General features: G+C 58.3%; 23 protein-coding genes and 4 pseudogenes. 7 read left to right on the top strand and 20 right to left on the bottom strand.

From position 1 onward, the window contains the following. Positions 1-60: 60 nt before the first annotated feature. On the bottom strand, positions 61-459 hold the full coding sequence (locus ACZ1HH_RS19485) for a RidA family protein (protein ID WP_472635752.1): 399 nt from the start codon (positions 457-459) through the stop codon (positions 61-63). Positions 460-584: 125 nt separating this feature from the next. Between ACZ1HH_RS19485 and ACZ1HH_RS19480 the strand changes: the two genes are divergently transcribed. After that, positions 585-1,202, top strand: a complete 618-nt coding sequence (locus ACZ1HH_RS19480) for a TetR/AcrR family transcriptional regulator (RefSeq protein ID WP_472635753.1) — start codon at positions 585-587, stop codon at positions 1,200-1,202. 4 nt (positions 1,203-1,206) lie between these two features. On the opposite strand, the gene ACZ1HH_RS19475 is transcribed toward ACZ1HH_RS19480, so the two are convergent. Further along, positions 1,207-1,809 (bottom strand): TetR/AcrR family transcriptional regulator, encoded by a 603-nt coding sequence (locus tag ACZ1HH_RS19475; RefSeq protein WP_472635754.1) that lies wholly within the window; start codon positions 1,807-1,809, stop codon positions 1,207-1,209. 263 nt (positions 1,810-2,072) lie between these two features. Between ACZ1HH_RS19475 and ACZ1HH_RS19470 the strand changes: the two genes are divergently transcribed. From ACZ1HH_RS19470 to ACZ1HH_RS19460, 3 genes and pseudogenes are all read left to right on the top strand, one after another. Continuing rightward, positions 2,073-3,038 (top strand): SDR family NAD(P)-dependent oxidoreductase, encoded by a 966-nt coding sequence (locus tag ACZ1HH_RS19470; RefSeq protein ID WP_487320541.1) that lies wholly within the window; start codon positions 2,073-2,075, stop codon positions 3,036-3,038. A 117-nt stretch (positions 3,039-3,155) separates the two neighbouring features. Further along, positions 3,156-3,806: pseudogene (locus ACZ1HH_RS19465) on the top strand (NADPH-dependent F420 reductase). A gap of 89 nt (positions 3,807-3,895) precedes the next feature. Further along, positions 3,896-5,059 carry an MFS transporter gene (locus ACZ1HH_RS19460; RefSeq protein WP_472635638.1) on the top strand — a complete coding sequence of 388 codons (1,164 nt, stop codon included), beginning with the start codon at positions 3,896-3,898 and terminating at the stop codon, positions 5,057-5,059. Between the two features lie 182 nt (positions 5,060-5,241). On the opposite strand, the gene ACZ1HH_RS19455 is transcribed toward ACZ1HH_RS19460, so the two are convergent. Genes ACZ1HH_RS19455 through ACZ1HH_RS19445 form a run of 3 tightly spaced genes read right to left on the bottom strand, consistent with a single transcriptional unit; the run spans position 5,242 to position 7,944 of the window. Continuing rightward, positions 5,242-5,922, bottom strand: a complete 681-nt coding sequence (locus ACZ1HH_RS19455; RefSeq protein ID WP_472635639.1) for a histidine phosphatase family protein — start codon at positions 5,920-5,922, stop codon at positions 5,242-5,244. Positions 5,923-5,978: 56 nt separating this feature from the next. Next, the gene (locus tag ACZ1HH_RS19450) at positions 5,979-6,614 is read right to left on the bottom strand and encodes a class I SAM-dependent methyltransferase (RefSeq protein ID WP_472635640.1); all 636 of its coding nucleotides are present in this window, start codon (positions 6,612-6,614) and stop codon (positions 5,979-5,981) included. Then, positions 6,601-7,944, bottom strand: coding sequence for an MFS transporter (locus tag ACZ1HH_RS19445; protein ID WP_487320559.1), 1,344 nt, complete (start codon positions 7,942-7,944; stop codon positions 6,601-6,603). Before ACZ1HH_RS19445 ends, ACZ1HH_RS19450 begins: the two co-directional genes overlap by 14 nt. Before the next feature lie 220 nt (positions 7,945-8,164). On the opposite strand from ACZ1HH_RS19445, the gene ACZ1HH_RS19440 reads away from it, so the two are divergent. Beyond that, positions 8,165-8,620 carry an RrF2 family transcriptional regulator gene (locus ACZ1HH_RS19440; protein ID WP_472635643.1) on the top strand — a complete coding sequence of 152 codons (456 nt, stop codon included), beginning with the start codon at positions 8,165-8,167 and terminating at the stop codon, positions 8,618-8,620. Positions 8,621-8,899: 279 nt separating this feature from the next. On the opposite strand, the pseudogene ACZ1HH_RS19435 reads toward ACZ1HH_RS19440, so the two are convergent. Then, a pseudogene (locus ACZ1HH_RS19435) lies at positions 8,900-9,136 on the bottom strand (hypothetical protein); the annotation flags it as partial. Then, positions 9,109-9,339: pseudogene (locus ACZ1HH_RS19430) on the bottom strand (helix-turn-helix domain-containing protein); the annotation flags it as partial. The pseudogenes ACZ1HH_RS19430 and ACZ1HH_RS19435, both read right to left, overlap by 28 nt. Positions 9,340-9,542: 203 nt before the next feature. Here ACZ1HH_RS19430 and ACZ1HH_RS19425 point away from each other — a divergent pair. Next, positions 9,543-10,690, top strand: a protein-coding gene (locus ACZ1HH_RS19425) for an IS3 family transposase (RefSeq protein ID WP_472635644.1) whose coding sequence is annotated in 2 segments (ribosomal slippage) — positions 9,543-9,786 and positions 9,786-10,690 — 1,149 coding nt in all. Because the reading frame shifts where the segments join, the coding sequence is not laid out codon by codon here. Between the two features lie 18 nt (positions 10,691-10,708). Here the strand turns inward: ACZ1HH_RS19425 and ACZ1HH_RS19420 are convergent. From ACZ1HH_RS19420 to ACZ1HH_RS19385, 8 genes and pseudogenes are all read right to left on the bottom strand, one after another. Further along, a pseudogene (locus tag ACZ1HH_RS19420) lies at positions 10,709-11,551 on the bottom strand (IS30 family transposase); the annotation flags it as partial. Positions 11,552-11,786: 235 nt separating this feature from the next. Next, a complete protein-coding gene (locus ACZ1HH_RS19415) occupies positions 11,787-12,734 on the bottom strand; it encodes a formylglycine-generating enzyme family protein (protein WP_472635645.1) in 948 nt (315 codons plus the stop codon). A gap of 8 nt (positions 12,735-12,742) precedes the next feature. Next, a complete protein-coding gene (locus ACZ1HH_RS19410; protein WP_487320558.1) occupies positions 12,743-14,275 on the bottom strand; it encodes a sulfatase-like hydrolase/transferase in 1,533 nt (510 codons plus the stop codon). After that, positions 14,275-15,093: a universal stress protein gene (locus ACZ1HH_RS19405; RefSeq protein ID WP_472635647.1), complete on the bottom strand. Its 819-nt coding sequence runs from the start codon at positions 15,091-15,093 to the stop codon at positions 14,275-14,277. The genes ACZ1HH_RS19410 and ACZ1HH_RS19405 overlap by 1 nt, the downstream gene beginning before the upstream one ends. Then, entirely contained in the window at positions 15,093-16,697 is a 1,605-nt protein-coding gene (locus ACZ1HH_RS19400; RefSeq protein WP_487320557.1) for a tripartite tricarboxylate transporter permease, read from the bottom strand. The genes ACZ1HH_RS19405 and ACZ1HH_RS19400 overlap by 1 nt, the downstream gene beginning before the upstream one ends. Beyond that, the gene (locus ACZ1HH_RS19395; protein WP_487320556.1) at positions 16,697-17,275 is read right to left on the bottom strand and encodes a hypothetical protein; all 579 of its coding nucleotides are present in this window, start codon (positions 17,273-17,275) and stop codon (positions 16,697-16,699) included. The genes ACZ1HH_RS19400 and ACZ1HH_RS19395 overlap by 1 nt, the downstream gene beginning before the upstream one ends. A gap of 54 nt (positions 17,276-17,329) precedes the next feature. Further along, positions 17,330-18,286: a tripartite tricarboxylate transporter substrate-binding protein gene (locus tag ACZ1HH_RS19390; protein ID WP_472635652.1), complete on the bottom strand. Its 957-nt coding sequence runs from the start codon at positions 18,284-18,286 to the stop codon at positions 17,330-17,332. Between the two features lie 34 nt (positions 18,287-18,320). Next, on the bottom strand, positions 18,321-19,715 hold the full coding sequence (locus ACZ1HH_RS19385; RefSeq protein ID WP_487320555.1) for a sulfatase family protein: 1,395 nt from the start codon (positions 19,713-19,715) through the stop codon (positions 18,321-18,323). A gap of 145 nt (positions 19,716-19,860) precedes the next feature. On the opposite strand from ACZ1HH_RS19385, the gene ACZ1HH_RS19380 reads away from it, so the two are divergent. Beyond that, complete coding sequence (locus ACZ1HH_RS19380) at positions 19,861-20,328, top strand: MarR family winged helix-turn-helix transcriptional regulator (RefSeq protein WP_472635654.1); 468 nt, start codon at positions 19,861-19,863, stop codon at positions 20,326-20,328. Positions 20,329-20,377: 49 nt separating this feature from the next. Here the strand turns inward: ACZ1HH_RS19380 and maiA (ACZ1HH_RS19375) are convergent, their stop codons facing one another. The 5 genes from maiA (ACZ1HH_RS19375) to hmgA are packed head-to-tail and all read right to left on the bottom strand — an operon-like array spanning position 20,378 to position 24,653. Further along, complete coding sequence (gene maiA, locus ACZ1HH_RS19375) at positions 20,378-21,031, bottom strand: maleylacetoacetate isomerase (RefSeq protein ID WP_472635655.1); 654 nt, start codon at positions 21,029-21,031, stop codon at positions 20,378-20,380. Continuing rightward, entirely contained in the window at positions 21,028-21,663 is a 636-nt protein-coding gene (maiA, locus tag ACZ1HH_RS19370; protein WP_472635656.1) for a maleylacetoacetate isomerase, read from the bottom strand. Before maiA (ACZ1HH_RS19370) ends, maiA (ACZ1HH_RS19375) begins: the two co-directional genes overlap by 4 nt. After that, positions 21,660-22,025 carry a Rieske (2Fe-2S) protein gene (locus tag ACZ1HH_RS19365; RefSeq protein ID WP_472635657.1) on the bottom strand — a complete coding sequence of 122 codons (366 nt, stop codon included), beginning with the start codon at positions 22,023-22,025 and terminating at the stop codon, positions 21,660-21,662. The genes maiA (ACZ1HH_RS19370) and ACZ1HH_RS19365 overlap by 4 nt, the downstream gene beginning before the upstream one ends. Continuing rightward, a complete protein-coding gene (fahA, locus tag ACZ1HH_RS19360; RefSeq protein WP_472635658.1) occupies positions 22,018-23,286 on the bottom strand; it encodes a fumarylacetoacetase in 1,269 nt (422 codons plus the stop codon). The genes ACZ1HH_RS19365 and fahA overlap by 8 nt, the downstream gene beginning before the upstream one ends. Continuing rightward, positions 23,283-24,653, bottom strand: coding sequence for a homogentisate 1,2-dioxygenase (gene hmgA, locus ACZ1HH_RS19355; RefSeq protein ID WP_472635659.1), 1,371 nt, complete (start codon positions 24,651-24,653; stop codon positions 23,283-23,285). The genes fahA and hmgA overlap by 4 nt, the downstream gene beginning before the upstream one ends. Between the last annotated feature and the right edge of the window lie 3 nt (positions 24,654-24,656).

Raw genomic sequence — 24,656 nt, 5'->3', positions numbered from 1 at the left:
GACTTCGTGGGTGCCTCCCGCCGCGGGACAGATCAAACGGCGGAAGGCAAGCTTATTGGGTCACGCTACAGGCGCGCGCGCGACGACCTTGATCTCAAAATCGAACCCGGCGAGCCAGTTCACGCCGAGGGCGGTCCAGTTTGGGTAAGGGGCCTGATCGAAGACTGTAGCCTTCACCTCCATGATGTCCCCGAATTGGTTATCGGGATCGGTGTGGAAGGTTGTCACATCGATGATGTCATCTGTTGTACAGCCTGCAGCCTTGAGGACGGCCTTCAGATTCTCAAAAGCAAGTGCGACCTGCTTTTTGAAGTCAGGTTCCGGTGAGCCGTCCTCGCGGCTGCCGACCTGACCAGAGACGAACACCAGATCGCCGGATTTGATTGCTGCTGAATAGCCGTGCTCCTCGTAGAGCGCGTGGCGGTTGGCGGGGAAGATCGCTTCGTTGTTAAGTGCCATGTGGGCCTCTCATTTCTCGTGTGGATTCTCTCACCGCATTCATATACGATGCGTATGTAGAATTATTCACATACGCATCGTATGTCAAGTGGCATACCAAGCGTATGCGAAGCAAGGAGGCGTTCATGGCTGGTCAGACCCGGGCAGAGAAGATGGAAGAGACCCGCGAGAAACTCATCGCGGCGGGTCGCAAGGCGTTTGCCGATAAGGGGTTCTCTGGGGCGTCGATGGACGAGCTGACGGCAGAAGCCGGTCTGACGCGGGGCGCACTCTATCACAACTTTGGTGACAAACGTGGGCTCATGGCGGCGGTGGTTGATCAGATCGACACGGCGATGGCGACCAAGGCGCAGAAAGCTGGTGAGAAGGCGGGCGGTGGCTGGAATGGTCTGATGGCCGAGGGTGCGGCATACATCGAGATGGCTCTTGAGCCGGAGGTACAGCGGATTGTCCTTCTTGACGGCCCGGCGGTTCTCGGCGATCCGTCGCAATGGCCGAGCCAGAATCGCTGCCTGCAAGCGACTATCGCGACGCTGCACGATCTGGCGGGCGATGGCCTGATAAAACCGGTAGATATAGAGGCGCTGGCGCGCCTCCTGAATGGCGTTGCCCTGAACGCGGCCCTTTGGGTCGCTGCAAGCGATGATGCTCATATGACCCTGCCCAAGGCCATCGCGGCTTTCGAATGTTTGGCGTCCGGTGTCTTGAACGATGCTCCGTCTCCGGGAAACCGGGTCGGCTAAAGGGTCAGCTCGCCACACCGCTCTCTACCTTTGGAAACGCTACAAGAGCCTGTTCCGCGACTTCTTCAAGCATCTCGCGGCTGAACCCGGCTTTGGCCTGCACCGCCATGCCGTGGGACACCGCGAGGATGAAGGCGGCGAGCACATCGGAGTGCGCAGACTTGGGCAAGTCGCCGTCTTCCTGCGCGCGCTCGAACCGTTCCCTCAGCTGTGCCTGGCCATTGGCACGCGCCTCGATCAAGGCTTTCCGAACAGGCTCTGCTTCATCCGATCCGGCCAGTGACCCGTTAATGCCAAGGCATCCGGGCTGTTCCGGGTACCGCGTATGTAGTTCCAACGCGCCAAAGAGCATCCGGCGCGCGACTGCGTATGCCGTTGGCAGTGCGAGGGCCGCGGGAATGAAATCCATATAGGTTTCATAGTACCGCTCCAAGGCCTTGCGAAACAGCGCTTCTTTGTTTCCGAAGGCGGAATAGAGCGCTGGCCGTTCCACTCCAGCGGCAGCGGTCAAGTCGGCGTATGAAGCGCCTTCGTACCCTTTGCGCCAGAACACACAAAGCGCGGCGTCGAGAGCCTCTTCAACATCGAATTCGCGGCGGCGTCCCATCTGGCCTCCTCAGATTTTTCATACTCTTCGTTATTAAATCACTTGACAAGGTTCGTCAAGATTTCATATCGCACGTTACGTAATGATCGGTATGTAATCGAACTACGCGATGTGACCGGTCTGAGGAACGAAAGAACGCAACTGCCATGACACAGTCACCAATGGACAACTCCTGACGTCACTGGCGGTTTTTGTTGCGGTCGGGCTGAGCAACTGATGGCTCGAAAGACGAAACCAACTTCAAACAAAATGGAACCAAAGCTATGACAAAAACCCTAGGCGCAAAATCGACTGCGGATGAGGTTCTGGAGGGGCGCGACCTTTCCGGATCGCGCTTTCTTGTGACAGGTGTATCCTCAGGAATCGGACTTGAAACTGCCCGTGCTCTAGCTGCGCGCGGTGCAGATGTCGTCGGGACCATACGGTCGCTAGGCCAAGCACAAGACACCACTGCTGTGATCCGCGACGCTGCGGCGCAAAGTGGCGGCAATCTGGAATTGATCGAACTTGATCTAGCTTCCCTTAAGAGTGTCGACGCCGCAGCGAAAAAACTCCTGTCCGATGGGAAGCCCTTCGCTGCTGTCGTCGCCAACGCCGGCGTTATGGCGACGCCGCTAGGTAAGACAGAGGATGGCTTCGAGACACAATTCGGAATCAATCACCTTGGGCATTTTTCCCTTATTACCAAGATCGAAACGTTGATTGCTGATGGTGGCAGAGTTGTGGTGCTGTCCTCCCAGGCGCACCGGGTTGCTGACGTGGATCTAGACGACCCGAACTTCGAAAACCAGAATTACGATCCGTTTGTATCTTATGGCCGATCGAAGGTCGCCAACGCGCTCTTTGCGGTCGAATTCGACAAGCGATATCGCACTCGTGGTATCCGGGCAGCTTCTGTGATGCCAGGCAACAGTCTGACCAATCTGCCGCGCAACTTCTCCGAAGACGAATTGCAGGGTCTTTTTGCAACGGTCGGCAAGGCCCGCGAGGACGCGGGGCTTCCACCGGCGGAACTCAAAGAGATCTCTCAAGCTGCAGCAACCAGCGTCTGGGCTGCCGTTGTGGCCGACGGCGACGTCATCGGCGGGAAGTATCTTGAGGACTGCGCTGTCTCTCCCGTCAATGATTTGGACAACCCATTTGCGGACGGTGTGCGCAGCTATGCGCTGGACGAGAAATCCTCGGCGGCACTTTGGGCCAAGAGCGAAGAGCTGATCAAGGCGGCCTAGTGCGGGTGCTGGAGCGGGTTCAGGCATTTTTGCGGCCCGCTCCGCGCCACTATTCCACACGGCTCTAGGATCTCGGGCGACGCCGGAGGTACTAGATGTCACGAAAAGAGGTAAGACATGACAACAATCGGAATAATTGGTGCAGGCGAGGTTGGCAGTCACATTGCAAAGGCGGCAATTTGGGCAGGCTATCGGGTCGTTATTGCAAACTCTCGCGGCCCGAAAACGCTGGAGCGCATGATCGAACAGTTGGGGCCGATGGCCTCCGCAGGGACCGCCACCGAAGCAGCGCATCTAGGCGACTTTGTCGTCGTCGCGGTGCCGCTTAAACTGGAAAACAATATGCCTGCCGACGCATTGGCTGGAAAAATTGTGATCGACACGAACAACTATATGGCTTGGCGTGATGGACACTTCGCAATCGTCGACTCGTACCAGAAAACTGAACACGAGTTGCGACAATAGCAACTTCCCGGGTCGAAGGTTGTCAAAGCGTTCACGCATATTCAGGCACCCCGCATCCTGACTTGGGGAAAACCTGCAGGCGACCCGGATCGCCTGGCGCTGGCGACGTCCAGTGATTTTCCTGAGGCCATTGAGGTTGTGCGCAAACTATACGACCAGTTTGGCTTTGACACTGTCGACGTGAGCCCGCTTCGCGAATCCTGGCGCATCACGCCCGGACAACCCGCCTGGAAACAGGAGCGTCACAGCGTTGCGGAACTGCATGCCAACCTGGCGAAGGCCAGACATGTAGTTCGGCCCTAAAGCGGCCTGACAGCTCACCCATCCAAAAAACATACCGCGACACCCTGCGACGCGCAGTGTTGTTTGCACTGCGCAAAAGGCAATCATTCATGACACTTTCGACCCAGATTTCCGATCAACCCGCTTGGAGCGCCGTCTGGTCGATGAGCCTCGGCATCTTCGGTATTGTTGCGGCAGAGTTCCTGCCAGCCAGTCTTTTGACCCCGATGGCCTCTGATTTACACGTATCCGAGGGGGCCATTGGGCAGGCCGTCACCGTCACGGCAGGTGTCGCGGTTCTCGCAAGTATCTGTGTTGCTGCGGCCAGTGGGCGCATCGACCGCAAGAAGGTTCTGCTCACGCTGACTTTTCTTCTTGTGCTGTCAAACCTGCTGGTGGCCATTGCCCCCAAACTGACGACCGTGCTCTTGGGACGTATTTTGCTGGGCGTGTCCTTGGGTGGTTTCTGGGCACTGTCTGCGGCGACCATGATGCGACTTGTGCCCGAAGCACATGTTCCGAAAGCCTTGGCGATCCTCTTTGGCGGTGTAACAGCGGCAACTGTCTTTGCCGCACCGGCGGGCAGCTTTTTTGGCGATCTCTACGGGTGGCGGACTGTGTTCACGTGCGCCGCCGGATTGGGTGCATGCGCCTTTGTCGCGCAACTTCTGTTTCTGCCCGTGATGACTTCGGAACGAGCGGCGCGTATCTTTACATTGTTTTCACTGTTGGGAAGACGACGTGTCGGGTTTGGCATGACCGCATTTCTTCTGGTCTTTGCAGGGCACTTTGGCTTCTTCACGTACTTGCGCCCGTTTCTCGAAGACGTGGGCGGCCTTGGCGCCTCGGGCGTCACACTTGTCCTCTTGATCTTTGGTTTTGGCACATTCCTAGGGAATTCCGTCAGCAGCTTCTTGATTGGGCGTTCTCTTCCTGCGGTACTTGTCTCAATGCCGCTCCTGTTGGGGGTTCTGGCGCTCTTGCTCGCCTCGTTCGGAGAGGTCACTGTTCTTGATGCGGCACTCGTCGGATTATGGGGCATCGCGTTCGGGATCATTCCGGTGTCCTGGTCGACCTGGGTCACTCAAATTGTGCCGGATGAAGCCGAGTCCGGCGGCGGGCTCCTTGTGGCGACGGCCAATCTGGCGATCATGATCGGCGCTGGCCTGGGCGGGATTGTGTTTGATGTCTACGGAGTCGAGGCGCTCTTTGTTGCCTGTGGTGCCGTGCTGGTCTTGGGGGCGGTGGCCGCAGGAAAGGTGCGGCCTGTTTAAGGTTTCACCGCCCGGCAAGAGCGCAAACCATCTGAGGTTTGCGCCTTGCCTGAGCATAAGCTCCGGTGGTTCATCTCGCGAAGATCATGACCACGGTGGGACGCTGACCTGCTGCCGGATTGAGCTACCTCTTGTACAATCCGGGCATCAAACTGCGCATCGTTTGGGTTTGTCGGGTGTCCTTAGTTGTCATCATGTGCCTGATGAGCAGTTGGCTGAGACTTAACTGTCGCATCAATAATCGCGTCATTCCAGGCGTTTGCCGCAATCACGCCAAGGAATTCCGGTTCGTTATCGACGACGGTAAAGACTGCCGTATCGCCTTCTGCAAGGTGACCGCCAAACGCCACGGAATAGGTTCCAAGATGGGTGACCAACGCTGTGTTCTTTGGCTGGCCGGCGCCATCCACAACCAATTGCCTGAAGTCCGCGCGCACCTTTGCGGGGTCTTGATTGTAGCCCCAAAGGTCCGGTTCGGGCTCAACACTGCCGAACATCAGGCGCGCGGTTTCAAGCGTGCGGCACACCGGGCTCGCCAGAACTGTGCCGATTGGGATCTTCAGATGTCTGCCAACAATCCCGTTTTCCATGGCATTTGCGTGACCTGCCACGGAGAGATTCCGCTGAGCGGCACAATCGCCGAGCTCGAAGTCCATGCTGTCAGGGATGAAGGCGTTGGTCCGCTCATGGCGCACAATCAGCACATGCCCGCCGCCTTGCAAGCGTTCGATCAGATTGGTGGTGCTGACGCTCAGGTGCTGGTGCGGCAGCGCTTCATTTGCCGATTGCGCCGCGACTGGAGCGGTCAAGAAATCCAAGGCCATGACGGCCGCGGCAAGGGGGCGGATAACGTGGAGATGCATAGCGGGAGGGTCCTTTCTTGGGAGGTTGAATGTGTGACTGAACGAGCCGACGCTGATCAGATCCTTTCCAGCGCAATAACGGCATCCTTGACAGTTTCGGACTCTCCGTCCGGACCCGTGGCACGCCGCTCAAAGGGGCCAACGTAGATTTTGCGCCACTTTGCGAGATCAAGCCCGATCTCTTGCAGGAGTGTGTTGGCCGTTGTCTCTGTTCCTTGGGCAGGCTTCCACGACCAGGAGGCATAGGTTTGATGTATTGCCATCAACAACAGGCCCGAGGGTTTGACTGCCGCAGCCGCCTGTCGCATGACAAGGGCGCGCGGAAAGTCGAACGGTGTTTGAAGAAACAGCGCCGATACAAGGTCAAACTGGTCTTCAGGAAACTGCTCTGTCAGATCAATCTGTCTGAATGTCGTCCGTTCCGCGACGCCATTGCGGGCAGCGTTTTCGGCGGCGATACGCAGGGCGGTATCAGAGATGTCCACGCCCAGAACCTGCCATCCGTTTTTGGCGAGCCAGACCGCGTCATCCCCCTTGGCACATCCCAGATCAAGGGCCTGCGCAGGGGCACGCTCGGTGACATACTTTGCCAGGATTCTGGACGGCGCGCCGGACGTCTGGGTGGATGACTTTTTATAAAGATCGTTCCAGAACGCTATTGGCGAGGTGGTATCTAGGTCAAGCTGGCGCATCTGGGCCCTCCAAAGGTTTCAATTTCAGGGACGCAATGACCAGCGTAGCGAACAGCCCGACTGGTAGCAGAAGCGCGGTTTTCAACGCCGCCACAAAGGCTCTCGGATCCGTTTCTGTGCCGAGGGACGCAAAGAAGACCTGGCCCGCAAGGGCGATGCCCAAAGCAATGCCGATCTGTTGGAAGGCTTGCAGCGCGCCCGAACCCGCGCCCGCGACGGATTGAGGCACCGTTTGCAAAACAAGGTGATACAGAGCCACAGTGGCAAGGCCAACACCCCCGCCCACAAGCGCAAGCGGTGCCCAGATCATTGGCAGGGAAGCGCCCTCAACCGCTGTGACGCGGAGCAGAGCCATTCCCGACATCAGCAGTACGAAACCAAAGGTTACCCGCAATTCAAGGTGCCGGTTGCCGATCAGACCGGAAAAAAGAGAGGAAGCCATGATGCACAAGGGATGTGCCGCCAGTGCAAGACCTGCGCGATCTGGCGCCATTCCCAGTCCCGACTGTAGAACGATTGCGAGCACAACAATTGGGCCTGCAATTCCGGCGAACATCATTGTGACGATTCCAATCAGGCCGACGAATCGTCGATTTCGAAGCAGTTCTGCGGGCAACAGCGATGGCGCCCCTGCTTTGGTTTGGCGGATCTGAAGACGGAAAAGCTGGACGGCGCTGCCAACCGAAAGTGCGATAATGCCGATCAACCAAAGGGGCCACCCCAAGGCGCGCCCTTCAACAATCGGGTAGAGAAGTGCAACTGCAGCTAAGGCAAAGAAGAACGCGCCTTTCCAATCGGTCGCAGCAGTCTGACTGACTGTCCGCAGGGGCAGGACTGTATAAGCCCCGACCAGTGCGACAACACCGAGGGGAAGGTTGATCAGGAAAATCGCGCGCCAGCCCAACCCCCATAGGTCGGCGGCAATCAGCAAGCCACCGACCAACGGGCCAGCAAATGCGCCCAAAGCGGTAACCATGCCAAACAAGTTGACAGCTTTTGCTTTCGCGTTCTTCGGAAAACTCTCATGCAGGATCGCCAAGACCTGCGGCATCATCATTGACGCCGCGAGCCCTTGGCCAAACCGACCGGCGATCAGGGCCTCGATCGAAGGGACAAACCCGCAGGCAGCCGAGGCTAGGAGAAAGCCCAACAACCCGACAAGAAACAAGCGGCGACGACCGAAGGCGTCGCCAAAGCGTCCGAACGGCAACAGACCTGCAGCAAAGGTCAGAACATAGATGATCAGTGTCCATTGCAGCAGCGTGTCAGGCGCATCGAAATCGGCCTGAATCGCGGGGAGAGCCAGATTGATGATCGTGGTGTCCAGCATGGTGATGAAGGATGCGATGAACAGAAATGTTGCGCTTAGCCACGGTTTGTGTGCCGTCGCCGATGATTCCTCGAGTGTTGTTACAACGGTCATGGTTTGGTCCAATTACAATTGCGCCCAAAACGTGACTTATAAAGTTGCATGAGTGAGGTCAAGGTCACGTGCTTCTGTTTGTAACGTGAAGCCCATTGACGTAGAAAAGTATGAAAGAGGGGGCCGAATGCGAACAGACAGCCGACTATCCCGCGTGCTTCATGTGCTGATGCATCTTGCCGATTCCGATGAGCTGCTGACGTCGGAAATGATCGGTCAGATGCTCAATACTAATCCGTCCCTGGTACGTCGCACCATGGGGCTGCTGCGACAGGGTGGGTTGGTCGGATCGACCAAAGGGCACGGTGGCGGCTGGTACCTTGAAAAGCCGCTTTCTACCTTCTCCTTGGCGGATGTTTATTCTGCACTCGGAGAACCGAAACTCTTTGCCATCGGTACTTCTGACGACACACCAAACTGTCTTCTGGAACAGTCCGCCAATGCCGCGACCGCCAGGGCGCTTGAAGCCGCAAGACAGACCTTCCTGGAGAACCTGTCCAGTCAAAGCGTCGCGGATTTGATCAATGAGAGGCGTGATGAGATCTCAGCGTTGGAAAGCCAAGCATCGGGTCGGCTCAAATAGCCGACGGTTGGTGACGTCCTGCTGTGTGGTTGCCCTTTTGATCGAGGAAAGGGTTACGCTAATGGATGGGTAGAGGTTGCATAGGACGATACCAGTGCCACGGGCACAAACCATGATCTGGATCACTACGTGTGGAAACTCTTCACATCCACTCTGACGCCACCGAATAGCAGCTGGCTGCTGCTCTTTGTGACGCAGACATCGTAGACCGTTCTCGTATACATGACGAAATTGCAGACCTGTGAACTCACACTGAAGTTCAAGTTCTGATATATCGTTCTATTCCAGTCGGCTCTGGATTTCCATCAGTTTGGTTTCGAAGATCTCGGCAGGCGTGTGGTAGCCGAGGCACTTGCGCGGTGTTGAATTGAGGCACTTTCTGGGCGTGCCGTTAAGGCGGTCGCAAATCGCCTTCATATTGCGATTTGAGAGCGCCGCGAGCTAGGTGTCTCGGGGTAGATACCAACGCGCGCGTTTGTTTAGGTTTTCAACCGATCCTTTCTGCCAAGGCGCTTGGAAGCTTGTTGCTGCGCGACGATGCCGTAGTAACCGTTGAGCTCCTACAGCTCATCATCTTCAAAACCATTGCGTTTGATCTCACGGTAGATCGACGAGCGGTGCCTGCCGATCTCTGCTGCGATCATGCTCACAGGCACCTTTGTATTCAGCATGTCTTCGATTGCGCGTCTCTCACGCAAATCCAGCTCTGTGTGGGCCATGTCCGTTCCCCTTGCTTTTCAGCAAGATAGGGGATTTTTCGCAACCCACGTGTGGATGCCCCGGTTTATGTGGGTGAAGGTTTCGACGTTTAGATAGCATGATCGGGTGCAGTCACGTGTCCGGCCTGTTGGTGCAGCACACTTTGAGGTGCCCCTAGATTTGTAGACGCTTTGCCCCCTAACTTTGAGGCGAGGAGGCCGATATGGGGACGAGCAATTACAGCGACGAGTTCAAGCGAGATGCGGTGCATCAGATCACGGTGCGGGGGTATCCGGTTCGGGAGGTTTCCCGGCGTTTAGGCGTTAGCACGTATTCCCTCTACAAGTGGCTGAAGCTGTTCGGGGAGCCCGTTCCAAAGCTGGGCGTGGACCACGAGGCCGAGAACCGTCGCCTGAAGCGTGAGCTGGCTCGCGTGACCGAGGAGCGCGACATCTTAAAAAAGGCAACGGCGTACTTCGCGCGCGAGTCCCAATGAAGTACGCCTTCATCCGGGCGCATCGCGAGGAGTTCGGCGTTCGGGCCATGTGCCGGGTGCTGCAGGTGCATTTCTCTGGTTTCTACGCATGGCTTAAGGAACCGTTAAGCTACCGTGCGCAGGAGGATGTACGTCAGACGGAGCTGATCCGGCAGGCTTGGGTCGACAGCGGCAAGGTCTATGGCTATCGCAAGCTGACGGACGATCTGCGCGACCAGGGCGAGCAGGTCTCGGAGAACCGCGTCGCGCGCCTGGCCTCGCTTGCCGGGATCGCGGCTCAGGTCGGCTATCGGCGGCGTCCCGGCCGGTATGGTGGTAAGCCCGCCATTGTGGCTGAGAACAGGCTGGAGCAATGGTTCGATACGTCTGCGCGGGATCAGGTCTGGGTGACTGACATCACCTACCTGAGAACGCACGAAGGATGGCTGTACCTCTGTGTCGTCATCGACCTCTTCTCCCGTCGTGTCGTCGGCTGGTCGGCGCAGTCCCGCATGACGACGGACCTGGCCTTGCAGGCCTTGCTGATGGCGGTCTGGCGACGCAAACCCGATGGAAAGGTCACGGTGCATTCGGACCAGGGATCCCAGTTCACCAGCCGCGAATGGCAGACGTTTCTACGCCAGCACGGCCTCGAGCCCAGCATGAGCCGGCGCGGCAACTGCCACGACAACGCCGTCGCCGAGAGCTTTTTCCAGCTGCTGAAGCGGGAGCGTATCCGGCGTCGGACCTACCCGACCCGCGACGACGCGCGGCGGGACGTGTTCGAATACATCGAGCTGTTCTACAACCCAAAGCGCAAGCATACGAACAACGGCATGCTGTCGCCCGTTGACTTCGAGATCAGACAGCAGAAACTGAACCAGGCAAGTGTCTAGGAAACTTGGGGCACCTCACCTGTTGTTCGTATTCTCGACGGTGCCTTTCTGGTACGGCGCTTGCGGATCACAGAACCACGCATCCGCACCGATCCCCGCCTTCAGATGCCGCCAGGCCGAGAACTCGGTGCCTCTGTCGAACGTGATCGACTGGCGCGCCTCGGCGGGCAGGGGAGCCAGCCCGTGGATCAACGCCTCCATGACCGGCTTGGATTGTCGATCCTCGTTTCGCGTGACGACCGCAAAGCGGCTGACGCGCTCAACGAGAGACGTTACGTTCACCTTTCCATACTCCTTGCGGAACATCATCAGATCACACTCCCAATGACCGAACTCCGCGCGCTCGTTGATACGTTCGGGCCTATGCGCCAGGCTCTGGCTATCAAGGATATGTGTGCGTTGACCGCGACGATAACCACATGGACGACGGCGGCGGCGATGCTCTGGCAAATGCCTGTAGAACTGTTCTTCACGACCGTCCTTGGAATAGGCGAAGCGATAGATGGTCTCATGGCTCACGCGGATCGGATGGCGTTCGAGCCGCATCCGGCCTGCGATCTGTTCTGGCGACCAGCCAGCTTTGAGCCGGTCCTCGATAGCTTCCTTCAGTTCAGAGTGAACGATCATCTTTCGATGGATGCCGCGGCGCTGCTCGTATTTGTCTTGAGCGACAACCGCATGATAGCCATTCAGCTCTGGCAGTTCGTCGTTCGTATATTGGTTCCGCTTGATGTCCCGGTAGATCGTGCAGGGCGCGCGACCCAATCTATCCGCGATCTCAGAGATCGGCATTTTGGCTTCAAGCCACTTTGCGAGCTTGCGGCGTTCGTCCAGCTTCAGGTGACAGTAGTGGGTTCCCATTCTTCATACTCCGTGCAACGCTCTGTATTCGTACAGAATTTGCACTTCGTTTGTGAATCCACCCGCTACAAATTTTCCGTCTCATAATCTATGTTATGGTAAGAATGTATGCTTTCCAGGGAATCCGAAAGGTTAATCCAATTTTGGTCAAAAAAACCGTCATAGTGCGGTCGAAAGCGCGTGTTTTGCAAAGCCTACCCAGGGATCCTGCCTTGCGCGATCACTCGTTGCAAAATCAATCTGACCAGACAACGCGGAAACCCTGGTGGGTCGTTGAACTGTCTGGCGACGTTCCTGATCTGGCGGCGATGCGATACCGGTAGCAGTAGCTGCGATGGCACAGGAAAGAGCCGCCCTTGGACACCTTAAAGCCCCTGGCCGCGTGCAACCGGGCTTGCACGCTGCGCTTCAATGACTTCACGCGGAAGGGGTCTGCTGTCCATTCCCAGACGTTCCCAACCAGATTGAACAGGCCATAGGCATTGGGTTCAAATGACTTTGCCGGGGCGGTCGTCTGATATCCATCCGCAGCGGTGTTGAAATGGGGAAAGTCCCCTTGCCAGATATTGCAGGGGGTAAATGCTTCATCGTCAGGCTCGTCGTCGCCCCATGGGAATGCGACATCGCCTTGTCCGCCACGGGCGGCATGTTCCCATTCGGCTTCCGAGGGCAGCCGCCCCCCGACCCAGGCTGCATAAGCTTTTGCGTCATTCCATGACACATGAACCACGGGATTATCCGGCAGACATGCGCCTTCGGACCCCGGGCCGTTTGGGGCCGACCAGATCGCGCCATCTACCCGGCGCCACCATTCAACGCCTGCAACCCCTCGCGTCAAGCCTATGGCATCGGGCACTTGTTGCCAGAATACAAATGACCAGCCGAATGTCTCCGCCTCTGTCGTATGGCCGGTCGCCGCGATAAATTTGGCGAATTCGGCGTTCGTGATCGTGGTTGCGGTCATCCGAAACGGAGAAATTCGCGTTGGACGCAGTGGCCCTTCGCCATCGTTCTCGATCCGTGGGGTCTTGGTCCCGATGAGGCCGCGCCCTCCGGGGATGTTGACGATGGTGTGGTTTACCTTGCCTTCCGGGACGGGCCCCGCCGATGGCAGACCTGTGCGCGATGCTTTGGCAGCGCGGCTTGGAGAGCAACAGGATGTGCAACGCGTTTCAGACGCCATAGAAAAGCCTACCCCGGACCGACCGGCACGTTGATTGGGCCGATATCATCGGGACGGTCCATCAAATAGCCATACAAGCGTGCCTGCAGAGCGGTATGGGCCGGATCGTCAAAGATATTCGTCATTTCGTCGGGATCATTCATGAGGTCATACATTTCGCCAGCACCGGACAGCAAATCCATAGTGAGTTTAGCATCCTTGGTGCGCACAGTCCGCATCGAAAGAGCGACCCCAACACGATTGGGCAGCAGTTCCCATTCCATCATCGCATAGTCCCGCGCACCCTGCCCTTCAAGCAAGGGGCGCAGCGATTGACCATGCTGCGCCAAGCCGGGGGCGACCCGTGCATAGTCGTAGAATGTCGATGCGAGGTCCAGTGTCGAGACGGGGTCATCGACCACGTTTTGCGCGGGCACGCCCGGCCCCTTCACGATCATCGGCACCCGAAGCAGCCCCTCATAGGGCATCGGGCCTTTGAGAATGAGCCCATGATCGCCAAGCCAGTCACCATGATCGGAAGTATAGATGACGATTGTATTCTCATCGAGACCAGCCTTTTCGAGTGTTGCCATGATCCGCCCAACCTGAGCGTCGATAAAGGCGATCTGGCCGTAGGTGTTGGCGATGATTTCGCGTAGTTGATCGTCAGTTTGCGGTGCGATGCGCGAGTAGCTGCTGCGCACGGCGACCTCCTCGGGGTTTCCCTGAGGAGTGTTTTCAAGCGCGGCGCGATGCCACCACGGGCGATTGTCCAGATCGCGGGTGCGATGCCTTGGCAAGTCCACCTCTGCTGGATTGTGCAGGCGTGACCACGGTTCGGGGCAATCGAATGGGTGGTGTGGGTCGACAAAGCTAACCCATGCGCAAAACGGTTTGCCGCTCTCGGCCCTGTTGTTCAGCCACTCGATTGCCCGATCAGCGGTCCAGGGCGTGTAATGCCATTCCGGCGGCAGTTGCGAATGCCAGGTCTGTGCAGCCCCCTTGGTATCGCCTACGCCTGCCTGGTAAAGGGCTGCGCGTTCGGCCCCCTGCCCGTCGGCGTGAAAGAAGTGTTCGTAGTGCAGACCCCTGGGCGGCGTTTGGGGGGGATGATTGCTTGGCCCGCTGAGCATCAGGTCAACATGTGCAAATCCCATGTAAGGCCCGTGCCAATCGGGGCCGAAATCGACAGAGGACAGCACGGATTCAGGCCGCCCCGTCGGAACGCGTGCATCATAACTTGAAAAATGGGCCTTGCCGAAGAACCCGGTATCGTAGCCCGCTGCCGCAAGTGTGCCGGCAAAGCCGCGTTCGCCTGTTTCAGTGTCCAGATCAATTCCGTTGTCATGGACACCATGCGTGCGGCACAGCTGGCCCGTCAGGATCGAGGCGCGTGCGGGCTGACATACGGGCGATGGACAGATTGCAGCGCTAAATCGCGTGCCGCCCCGGGCCATGCGATCAAGGTGGGGGGTTTTGACCTGGCGCCCCTCGATGCCAAGGCAATCGCCCCGATGCTGGTCGGCGGAAATAATAAGGAAATTCGGTGGTGCCTGTGTCATCAGTGCGACATCAGAACCGGAAGGGTCATGTGCCTGAGCACGGTCGATGTGGTGCCTCCTAAAAGCTCTTCGCGAAACACGCTGTGCTCAAAGGCCCCCATGACAAGCAGCCCCGCATCAATTTCCTTGCAATAGGTGAGGATGTCGCGACCAGCCCGATGCACGGATCCGTCGCGCCGCACGCGTTGACAGGTGATGCCATGGCGTTCAAGGGCCTCAATAACGTCGATACCCTGCAAAGACGGGCGGATGTCACCGATGCTCAGAACGTCCACTTGCTGCTTTGTCTCAAGTATCAGCATCGCATCGTTCATCGCACGGGCCGCCGCACGCTGCCCGTCCCAGGCCAGCACAGTGGGGCGGTTCATGCTGTCGGGGTCGACGGTGCTGGGCACGATCAGCACCGGGCGCCCGCTTTTGAGGGCGATGCGTTCGGGATGCAGGGCATCCTCGGATCGGTCATTGGCCAAGGGTGTGCCCACGATCGTCAAATCGTACATGCAGGCATATTGCGCGACGGTGCCGTCGGGTTTCCCCGCAAGAGAGATCCAATGCACACGATCTTGCGGAGCATCGGCGACAATTTTGCGAAACCGCGCCTCGACCTCTGCCTCTTCTGCGGCGATGGATTTCTGAAGGATGCCGCGCACATTGTCGGGCACCCAGGACCGCGCAGCGAACCGGTCGCGCCGTCCTTCGTGGGCGAGGAGCCCCGTCACATGCGCTCCGTATTTCTTTTGCATCCGCGCGGCCACGTGCAGCGCACTTTCAGAGGCCTCATTCCCGTTGAAGGCGACAAGCAGGTTCTTGATGGCCATCAGGTATCCCTTTCAGCGGCGATTGCAGCGTTGGCTGCAGGTTTCTTGGGTCGCGAGAAAAAGATGACAACAGCAAGCGACAGGGCGATGAAGACAAGAGAAATTGGGCTCTTGAACAGGAACAGGATGTCCCCATCGGCAACCGCAAAGGCCTGCCGGAATGCAGTCTCAAGGTTACCGGCCAGTATGAAAGCGATGATGAACGGCAGTGTCGGGATTTTCAATTTGCGCATCAAATAGCCCAGCACGGCGAAGGCCAATGTGAAATAGATTACGGTGAAATCGGTTTCCTGAACGTAAACGGCTGTCAGGGTCAGCAGCAGGACCATTGGCAACAGGATCTGGCTGGGGATTTTTGCCATGACGCCACAGGCCACCATGATCCGCCCTCCGATGATCCAGTTGAGGATATTGGCCAACATCATCGCAGTGAATAGACCAAAGGCGATCACCAGTTCCGGGTTCACCTCAGCCGTGGTGAAGCGGAAAACACTTGGGCCAGGATTAAATCCACCGATGGATTCCGCTGCCAGAATAATAAAAACCGCACCGACATTGCCCGGAATACCCAAGGACAGGACGGGGATCAGGTTTGACCCCGACACCGCGCTGTTGGCAGCTTCGGTCGCGGCGACCCCTTCGGGGGTACCTTCCCCGAACGGGACCGGGCCCTTGTGCATTTTGTCGCCGGTTGCATAGCCCAAAGTCGCGGCAAGCGTCGATCCAATACCGGGCAGCGCACCGACAACCGTGCCGACAACGGCCGATACGCTGATGAACGGCACAAGCCTGCGTCTGTCAGACCAACTGAGCCTGTTGTCGCCCGTCTGCACCACCTGCGGCAAAGGCATCGCGGCCTTTCGATCACGCCACATCTGTTCAAAGGCACAAAGCACCTCGCCCAGGATCAGCACGCCCATCACGGCGGCGATCAGCGGCACGCCCGTGGCAAGCGCATCGGTCCCGAAGGACAGACGGGAATACAGGTCCTCTCCCGTCCCGATCGAGGCGATGAAGATACCAAGGAAAGCGGCGGCCAGACCTTTCATCGGGGAGGCCCCGACAACCGCCGCCACAAAGGCGAGCGACAGCAGGATCAAGGCGGCCTTTTCGGCAAAGCCCAGATAGCCTTCGACCATGATCGCGAGGAAAGGTGCACAGGTAAACAGCACAAGATCCGAAAAGGTATCCCCTGAAACGGAGGCGAAATGGGCGCTGCGCAGGGCCTTGCCCGCCTGCCCCTTTCGGGTCATGGGATAGCCATCCAGCGTTGTCATCATGGCATCCGGCGTGCCCGGCGTGTTGAACAGGATCGCAGGGACAGCCCCCCCGACAGTCGCCCCCTTCATCACGCCAACGAGAAATCCAAGCACCGGCAAGAGAGCGTCGGGTGTGAAACCGAAAATCGACAGCAGTATGGGCAGCGATACCGCCATGATGAAAGGCCCAGCAAGGCCCGGCGTCGCCCCACCCACGATGCCGATCACGAACCCGCCAAATACCATCAGAACCGTAAGCGGTATCCCGAACCCCATGATCTCAAAGGCAGCGGGGCCCGCAAAGACGGCCATGACGCCCGCCCAGACATATTGCAGCGGCTCCATCAGAAATCTCCGTTCGGGGGGAGCAGAATATTGTCGAAGGGAACATCAAACAGCGTGATGAGCCCTGCGACACTCAACAGCCCGAACACGGCCGCGCGGCGCGACATCCGGCCTTCGATGAAGGAAATCAATCCGAACACCATGGTGAAGCCGCCCAGGAAAAAGCCGATGTATTTCCATGGAACCGCCGCGCGCAGCTGGCGGTAGCTGACGGTCTCCTCGCCGCCTTGCGCGAACATGGCAACGGCCAATGGGCCTGCCCAGAACATCAGCAAAAGCGCAACAGCGATGATCGCCAGCACCGACAGGGCAAACACACCCGACAAGGCGTCAAAGGGGGGGTCTTCAAAGCTATCTGGCTGGCGGCGTAGTTGTGCGATCAGATGGATCGCCGCGCAAATCGCCAGGCCCGCCGCCGCCACCATCGGCAGCATGGCATCGCCGATATTCACGTTGCGGCGAAATTCGTAGATGGCAGGTGTTTCGCTATCCAGCGGGATCCAGACGAACAGGGACACCAGCGCAAGCAAGAGCAACGTCAGCGCAATCCACATCTCGGTGCGACGTCCAAGCATCATGGCCTCCCTTGCGTCAAACGACTGGCCGGACCAATGCCCGGCCAGTCGTTGGCACTACTCAGCGGTGTCTTCCAGCAAGGCGCTGTAGGATTCGTAAAGATCCTGCACCGAAGCTTCGAGCTCTTCACCCTGAACAACGATCGGTCCCGAGAAAGCCCGCGATGCGAATTCGGCAACCTTGCTTTCCGGATCGTTCAGAATCTCCGCGATCGCATTTTCATAGGTTACGCGGATGTCCTCGGGCATGCCTGCTGGCGCCACCACGATGAATTTCGAGCCGAAAATGTAGGGCACGTTGAAGTCCGACATCATCGGGGCATCGGGCGAGATGCGCAGTGGCCCCTCCTCACCGGACACCAGATTGACAAGGTCACCGGCCAGAACCCCGGGGGTCTGCACCCCCGCTGCAAAGGCGATGTCCACATCCTCAGCGACGACGGCATTCAAACCACCCTTGCCACCCTGGACAGAGACCGGCGTAAATTCGACGTCGTTGTTCTTTCCGATGATATAGATTGCATCGGTCAACATTGGGCTCATCGCAGCAAAGGTGATGCTCTCACCCGCTTGGGCCGCTGCAATGACATCGCCGAGAGTCGTCCATCCGCGATCCGCCTGGGCGATGACAGCCATCTGTGTGCCGGTAATCGTGGAAATGTACGTGAAATCGTCAAGGGCATACCCGGGGTTGCGGGCAGCCTGGACACCGTAGGTCATGGCTTCATCGACGGTCACACCAATAGAGAGGCCGTCATTCGGCTCTCCTACCATGGCCGCCGCCATGACGCCACCGCCCTTGCCTGCTGCATTTTCGGGGATGATCTCCCAACCGTTGCGGGCGCTGAGTTCCTCTGCCAGCAGACGGCCCAGCGTATCAACGCCGCCACCTGCCTGAAACGCGATGGACATCTTGATGGGTCCACTTGGCTCCCAATCCTGTGCGTGAGCCACAAAGGGCGAAACCGATAGGGCGAGAGCCACCGCAGCCCCCTTCAGTTGTAAAAATGTCATGCTATTGCTCCTCCAACTAGCGATGATTTCAAACTCAGGGCACCGGAGTGGCACCAGAGGGTCCGGTGTTAAAGGCCCGTTCGGGGCCTCCGTATTTAGCGACCAGCTTATCCTGATCGGCCTTTGCAGCCTGATCGACGGAAACAGGATCGCAAATTTGGCGCAAGGCGGCGCACATCTGCGCGCGGATCGTGTCGTAGGAATGATCCACAGCGAGATTGTCCGCCTCATCGGGGTCTGCTTGCAGATCGAACAGCTCTGACGGATAGCCAACGTATTCGTGGTATTTCCAGCGCTGTGTCGCGACCATAAACCCGCCCGAAGGTGAATTGGCCGCGTGATATTCGGCAAAGGCAACGCGATCCGGATCGTCGGACTGCGACGCAATCCTGCGCAGGGATTGCCCCGGCCAGGCGGGATCGGGCGTAAGATCGAAGGCCTCCGTGATCGTTGGTGCCACATCCGTCAGGGAAACCGCCGTTTGCACGGTCTTGCCGCAGTCGAACCCCGGGCCAGCAATCAAAAGCGGCACCTGGGCCGATTCCCGATACAGCACGGATTTTCCCCAGCGCCCGCGCATCCCAAGGCTTTCCCCATGATCCGAGGCGTAGATGACCAGCGTGTCCTCCGCCTGCCCCGATGCCTCGAGCGCGTCCAGCACCTTTCCGATCTGGGCATCCACAAAACTGCACAGCGCGTAATAGGCAGCAATGGCCTCGCGGCGGCGATGGTCCGTCGCCAGTTCTGCATCGCTGTCTTCGATATCGTTCATCCGCGCGACCCAGGGGTGCGGCGTGTATCCGCCCGACGGGCGCAACTGTGGCAGCTGTATGTCGCGGGCGGGATAAAGATCGAGGAATTCCTGCGGCACGGTCAATGGAAAGTGCGGCGCGACAAAGCTGACGAAGGCCGCCCAGGGCGCGGCTTTTCGCGCGGGTTCGTGCAGCCACGACGCGGCGGTATCCGCAACTTGCATGTCATAGCGGTTATATTTGGACAATCCCGCGCCGATTGCCCCCAACATGCCGCCACCCTTGCTGCGCTTGGGCAAGGGGTTGCGGACGGACCCCCAGATCTGTCCGACCCCACCCTGGATGTGCATGGGTAGGATCTGGCGGTCAAACCCCGTCGGATCGCTATCCGAGCGAAAGTGGAGCTTGCCAATGCTGGTGACCGAAACACCGCCTGCCTGAAGAACGTGGCCCCAGCCGGGGCATGCGCCGTCATAGGCATGGGCATTGTCCCAATAGCCTGTCTGGTGCGGATAGCGCCCGGTCATCAGCGCGGCACGTGCGGGCACACAAATCGGGCTGGCCGTGTAGGCATTGGAAAAATTCGTTGCGCGCGCGGCCAGTTTATCAAGGTTCGGCGTCTGCACACAGGGATGCTGGAAAGACGACAGGGCCCGTGCCTGATGTTCATCTGCCATGATGAACAAAACATTTTTAGCCCCTCTCACGATAGAACCCCCCGCGCGTTCAAATTGGTGCTTTGTCACCAATAGCGTTTAGGTTAGCCTAATATCGAAGTAAGATCTACAATAATGTTGCTTGCGCAACAAAAAGGAGGTGGCTATGTCGATGAACGCCAAGGCTTTGGAATCGCAACTCGAAAAAGTGCGAGAGCTTGAAAGCCGACTGACGTTTCGGTTGTCGGTCCTGTCCAAGCGGCTGGATCAGGATGCCGCGGCACTTCTCAAAGACACGCCTCTTGGCCTGACATCCTATCGCATCCTGAATGTCGTCAACACGTTTGAGATCATTTCTATCTCTGATCTGAGCAGGTTTTGTTCGCTTGATCGTGCTCAGGTCAGCCGAACGGCTGTGGAGATGGAGAAACTTGGCATTGTCAGTTTCGAGGCGGACACGAGAAGCAAACGCAAGAAGCTGGTCGCAATTACGGGCAAGGGTTTGGACATGCTCGCTTCCGTCAGACCTGCCTTCGAGGCGCGCAGAAAGCAGATCGAGGCGGGCCTTGGAGAAGAGGCATTGGCCGGCCTGTGGCACGGACTGGAGCAGCTTGGCATCATCCTAGACGAATAGAGGTTTGGTATCTGCCTGTGTGAGGCGGCAAACCTATTTTGGCCCGTCCTTACCGCGCCGGTGGGCCAACCCTGTCTGGATGTGCATCACGAAACGCGTCGATCCTGTGCAAATTATCGGCGATACGTCTTATCCTTTCATGTCTTTCATAAGAGACGCCCCACCTGTCCGCATTATAAAGCTGGGGGATCAGACAACAGTCTGCCATGCTCGGCGTGTCGCCGGCGCAGCATGTTCCGGCATCGCCTTGCTGCAACAGCCCTTCCAGCGCGGCCAATCCCTTTGCAATGAAATGCTGCATCCACGCGGCCTTGGTCATTTCGTCGCCTCCGGTCAGCCCGGCCATATGCGTGGCCACTGACAGATTGCAGACCGGATGGATTTCCATCGCGATCGCATAGGACAGCTGGCGCACGCGATACTGGCCATGGGGATCATCGGGCAGCAGGGCCGAATGGCCCGTGGTCGCATGCAGATATTCGATGATGGCGAGCGACTGGGTCAGAACCTTTCCCCCGATCTCCAGCGACGGGACAATCCCCTGGGGGTTGAGCGCAAGATATGCCTCTTGCCGATGATCCCCCTGAAGAAGATCGACAGTTCGGCTTTCATAGGGGATCGCAAGAAGATTCAGGGCGATTCGGACGCGATAGCTTGCCGATGAACGCCAGTAGTCATGAAGAATGGCAGGTTGCGCGGTCATGGTGTGGTTGCCAATTGATCCGGATGCGTCTGTGCAAAAGCAGGGTTATCTGCGGCATGGTCTGCGATCCTTGCCAGGCGGGGCCACTGTGCAGCATCCATGCCTATGCGCAGGACGTTCCGCATTTGTGGCACAAGGCAGCAATCGGCCATGCCCGGCACGTCGCCATGACAGAATGTGCCGGTTGCCGGATGCGCAAGCAGCGCTTCGAAGGCATCAAGGCCACGGCAAAAATAATGGTTTTGCCACGCGCCAAGACGGGTATCGTCCCCTTGGGCTGCGTGCATCGCCACGTCCATGTTCGTCACCACATGGGTTTCCATTGCGATAATATAAGACAAGGTGCGCACACGTGCCCGGCCTTCCGCGTCCTTCGGCAAAAGGGGCGGTCCGGGGCACGTTTCTTCAAGATATTCGAGGATGGAAAGCGATTGCGTGATGGTGAGTCCGTCAATCTCGAGCACCGGAACCGTGCCCTGTGGGTTCAGGGCCATGAAAGCGGCTGTGCGGTGTGGCTTTCCGATTATTTCGTAGCGCCGGGTATCGGTTTCGATCCCCTTGATCGCCAGCGCCGCCCTGACCCGCCAAGCGGCTGACGATAGCAGGCTATCATGAAAGACAGGGCGGCTCATGGTGTCGCACCGATCAGAACCATTAACCGGTTCACACGCACCGGGATCGGATCAAGGCACTGCCCGATGCCAAGCCCCTCTACCCCCTCGCCCGTATCGGCCGCAAATCCGGCACCATGGCTGGTGCAGCGCAGCACGGTCTTGTCAGCCGATATCAACCGGTCACCCCTGTGATTCAAGGGCAGGTATTGATGCGGGCAGGCATTGACGAAAGCACGCACAGCATCGTTGCGGCGAACCAGTATGATCGGGAAACCATCCAACGCGATACAGAGCGTATCGTCATTGGGTACATCGTCCAAAGCGCATATCGCGGTGCCCGGTTCAGGCGCACCGGAATAGGAGCGCCAGGCGTCAGCCACCGAAATCAACCGCAGGCAGGATGCGGCCTTCGCAGTTGCCGAACCCAATGCGATAGGCCCCCTCGCACCAGCCGGTGATAGTGATGGTGTCGCGATCTTCGAGGAATGTCCGGGTACCGCCATCGACCTCAATGGGATCACGCCCGTTCCATGACAGTTCGAGCATCGAACCGAAACTGTCTTTCGTAGGGCCGGAAATCGTGCCGGAGCCCAGAATATCGCCCGTCTCCATCGCACAGCCGGAAGAGGCGTGATGCACAAGCTGCACTGCGGAGGAGTAATACATATGCTTGTAATTGGTTTTGCAGATTGTGGTCGCGGATTTGCCCTCCGGGGCGAGGGAGACCTCCATGTGGATGTCAAAATTGTTCGGCGTGTCCTCCTGCAGATAGGGCAAGAGAGGTTTTATCCGATCAGGGGCCGGGGTGCGGAATGGCTCCAGCGCCTCGCGTGTGACAACCCAGGGGCTGATCGTGCTTGCAAAGGCCTTGGACTGAAATGGCCCAAGAGGCTGATATTCCCAAACCTGTATATCGCGTGCTGACCAGTCATTCAAAAGAACATAACCGAAAATGTTGTCGTAGGCCTGCGCCGCTGTCACCGGCCGGCCCATGACATTGCCGGTTCCGACAATCGCGCCAAGCTCCAGCTCGATATCCAGTTTCTGACAAGGCGCGAAACGCGGTGCGGCGTCATCCGGCCTCTTCAACTGACCGTTAGGACGGTGGATCGGTGTACCTGACGCCACTACAGTCGAAGCCCGCCCGTTGTAGCCGATCGGGATGTGCAGCCAGTTCGGCATCAGGGCATTGTCGGGATCGCGAAACATGGTGCCGACATTCGTGGCATGTTCCCGGGACGCGTAAAAATCGGTAAAGGACCTGACAAAAATGGGCAGATGAAGCGTCGCCTCTGCCTGCGCCACCAAAGGCAAAGACCGATCGCCGGTATCAGCATCCAGAAGATCGGCGATTGCGGCGCGGGTGCTGGACCAAACGTCTTGCGCAAGCGCCATGAGCGGGTTCAGGACGCCATCAGCGAACACCTTTTCAGCGCCGCCCGGCGTGAGCTTCCCGGCCTCTTCCAGGGCGGTCAGATCAAGGATCCTGTCACCGATCGCCACGCCAATGCGCCGTGGCCCATCGCTGATAGAGAACACGCCATATGGCAGGTTCTGGATCGGAAAATCCGTATCGGCCTTATTGGCACTCGTGACCCAGGAGGTGCGGGCCGGATCGTGTGTCTTGTTCAATCGGGTCATTCGCCGTTCCAGACTGGCCGCTTTGGGTCAAAGTGATTGCGTAGAGGTTTCCACACATCAGGATATTTGACCTGGAGTGTTTCAAGCCCGGCTGCGTATTTCGTCAGCTGCTGGGGAAACCGCGTCTCGAACATGAAGGCGATCGTGTTGTCGAGCTTTTCCGGCTCCAGATCCTTGAGCGAGGCGGCGTAGAAGGCGTCCGCATCGGGGCCGTGGGGCAGCATCATGTTATGGCACGACATGCCACCGGGCACGAAACCTTCGGGCTTGGCGTCGTAGACCCCTTCGATCAGCCCCATGAATTCGGACATGATATTCATGTGATACCACGGCGGGCGAAATGAATCCTCGGCCACCAACCAGCGCGGCGGGAAGATCACGAAGTCGATATTGGCCGTTCCCGCCTCGCCGCTGGGAGCGGTCAGAACCGTAAAGATCGACGGATCGGCGTGGTCATTGCGCACCGGACCCACGGGGGAATAGTGCCGCAGGTTGTATTTATAAGGTGCGTAATTGCCGTGCCACGCGACCACGTCCAGCGGGCTGTGGTTGATCTCACAGGCGTGGAACTGGCCACACCATTTGGTGACGATCCGGTGCTTGACGCCTTCTTTCTGCTCGTAGGCGGCGACAGGTGACAGAAAATCACGCGGGTTCGCCATGCAGTTTGCGCCAATCGGCCCGCGCTCCGGCACCGTAAAGACTGCGCCGTAGTTTTCGCAGATATAGCCACGCGCCTTGTCATCACCGTTCAGCAGCACCTTGTATTTGATGCCGCGCGGGATGCAGACGATTTCGCCCGGGGCGACGTCGATGATGCCGAATTCGGTGAAAAACCGCAGTTTGCCAACCTCTGGCACGATCAGCATTTCACCGTCGGCGTTATAAAACACCTCCGTGTCCATGCTTTCTGTCACCGCATAGGTGTGGATCGCGTAGCCTACTTGGGTCAGAACGTCGCCACCGGTAAAGATGGTGCGCATCCCCTCAAGCCAGGTGCCCGCATCATCGGGAATGGGTGCCGGATCCCACCGCATCGGCGCCAGCGGCAGCCCGCTTTCGTCCACCGTCGGGGCAGACCGGAAATGCGGCAATTCAAACCGCACCATGTCAGACACGTGCTGCACTGTGGGTCGCATCCGGTAGAGCCACGAGCGTTCGTTTGAGATGCGAGGGGCCGTAAACGGCGACCCCGACAGCTGTTCGGCATAAAGCCCGTAGGGGCACCGCTGGGGCGAATTTTGCCCGATCGGCAGCGCACCTTCTTCGGCTTCGGTCTCGAAGTCATTGCCGAAACCAGGCATGTAGCCTTCGTTATATTTGGCGCGGCTTTTGGCGCGCACGAAATCAGTGGATGGCTTGTTCATGTC

It is taken from the genome of Epibacterium sp. HA2-3 (assembly GCF_055693725.2).
The sequence above is the reverse complement of the archived record's forward strand: the minus strand, read 5'-3'. Positions and strand labels throughout refer to the sequence as shown.

Coding starts and splice junctions, on each gene's coding strand:
- maiA (WP_472635655.1), bottom strand. CDS start 21,031: ATGACCGCGCAACCTGCCATTCTTCATGACTACTGGCGTTCATCGGCA.
- ACZ1HH_RS19455 (WP_472635639.1), bottom strand. CDS start 5,922: ATGCATCTCCACGTTATCCGCCCCCTTGCCGCGGCCGTCATGGCCTTG.
- ACZ1HH_RS19400 (WP_487320557.1), bottom strand. CDS start 16,697: ATGGAGCCGCTGCAATATGTCTGGGCGGGCGTCATGGCCGTCTTTGCG.
- ACZ1HH_RS19440 (WP_472635643.1), top strand. CDS start 8,165: ATGCGAACAGACAGCCGACTATCCCGCGTGCTTCATGTGCTGATGCAT.
- ACZ1HH_RS19485 (WP_472635752.1), bottom strand. CDS start 459: ATGGCACTTAACAACGAAGCGATCTTCCCCGCCAACCGCCACGCGCTC.
- ACZ1HH_RS19385 (WP_487320555.1), bottom strand. CDS start 19,715: ATGGCAGATGAACATCAGGCACGGGCCCTGTCGTCTTTCCAGCATCCC.
- ACZ1HH_RS19450 (WP_472635640.1), bottom strand. CDS start 6,614: ATGCGCCAGCTTGACCTAGATACCACCTCGCCAATAGCGTTCTGGAAC.
- ACZ1HH_RS19475 (WP_472635754.1), bottom strand. CDS start 1,809: ATGGGACGCCGCCGCGAATTCGATGTTGAAGAGGCTCTCGACGCCGCG.
- hmgA (WP_472635659.1), bottom strand. CDS start 24,653: ATGAACAAGCCATCCACTGATTTCGTGCGCGCCAAAAGCCGCGCCAAA.
- ACZ1HH_RS19415 (WP_472635645.1), bottom strand. CDS start 12,734: ATGGCGTCTGAAACGCGTTGCACATCCTGTTGCTCTCCAAGCCGCGCT.
- ACZ1HH_RS19460 (WP_472635638.1), top strand. CDS start 3,896: ATGACACTTTCGACCCAGATTTCCGATCAACCCGCTTGGAGCGCCGTC.
- ACZ1HH_RS19395 (WP_487320556.1), bottom strand. CDS start 17,275: ATGATGCTTGGACGTCGCACCGAGATGTGGATTGCGCTGACGTTGCTC.
- ACZ1HH_RS19480 (WP_472635753.1), top strand. CDS start 585: ATGGCTGGTCAGACCCGGGCAGAGAAGATGGAAGAGACCCGCGAGAAA.
- ACZ1HH_RS19445 (WP_487320559.1), bottom strand. CDS start 7,944: ATGCTGGACACCACGATCATCAATCTGGCTCTCCCCGCGATTCAGGCC.
- ACZ1HH_RS19390 (WP_472635652.1), bottom strand. CDS start 18,286: ATGACATTTTTACAACTGAAGGGGGCTGCGGTGGCTCTCGCCCTATCG.
- ACZ1HH_RS19410 (WP_487320558.1), bottom strand. CDS start 14,275: ATGACACAGGCACCACCGAATTTCCTTATTATTTCCGCCGACCAGCAT.
- maiA (WP_472635656.1), bottom strand. CDS start 21,663: ATGAGCCGCCCTGTCTTTCATGATAGCCTGCTATCGTCAGCCGCTTGG.
- ACZ1HH_RS19380 (WP_472635654.1), top strand. CDS start 19,861: ATGTCGATGAACGCCAAGGCTTTGGAATCGCAACTCGAAAAAGTGCGA.
- ACZ1HH_RS19470 (WP_487320541.1), top strand. CDS start 2,073: ATGACAAAAACCCTAGGCGCAAAATCGACTGCGGATGAGGTTCTGGAG.
- fahA (WP_472635658.1), bottom strand. CDS start 23,286: ATGACCCGATTGAACAAGACACACGATCCGGCCCGCACCTCCTGGGTC.
- ACZ1HH_RS19405 (WP_472635647.1), bottom strand. CDS start 15,093: ATGGCCATCAAGAACCTGCTTGTCGCCTTCAACGGGAATGAGGCCTCT.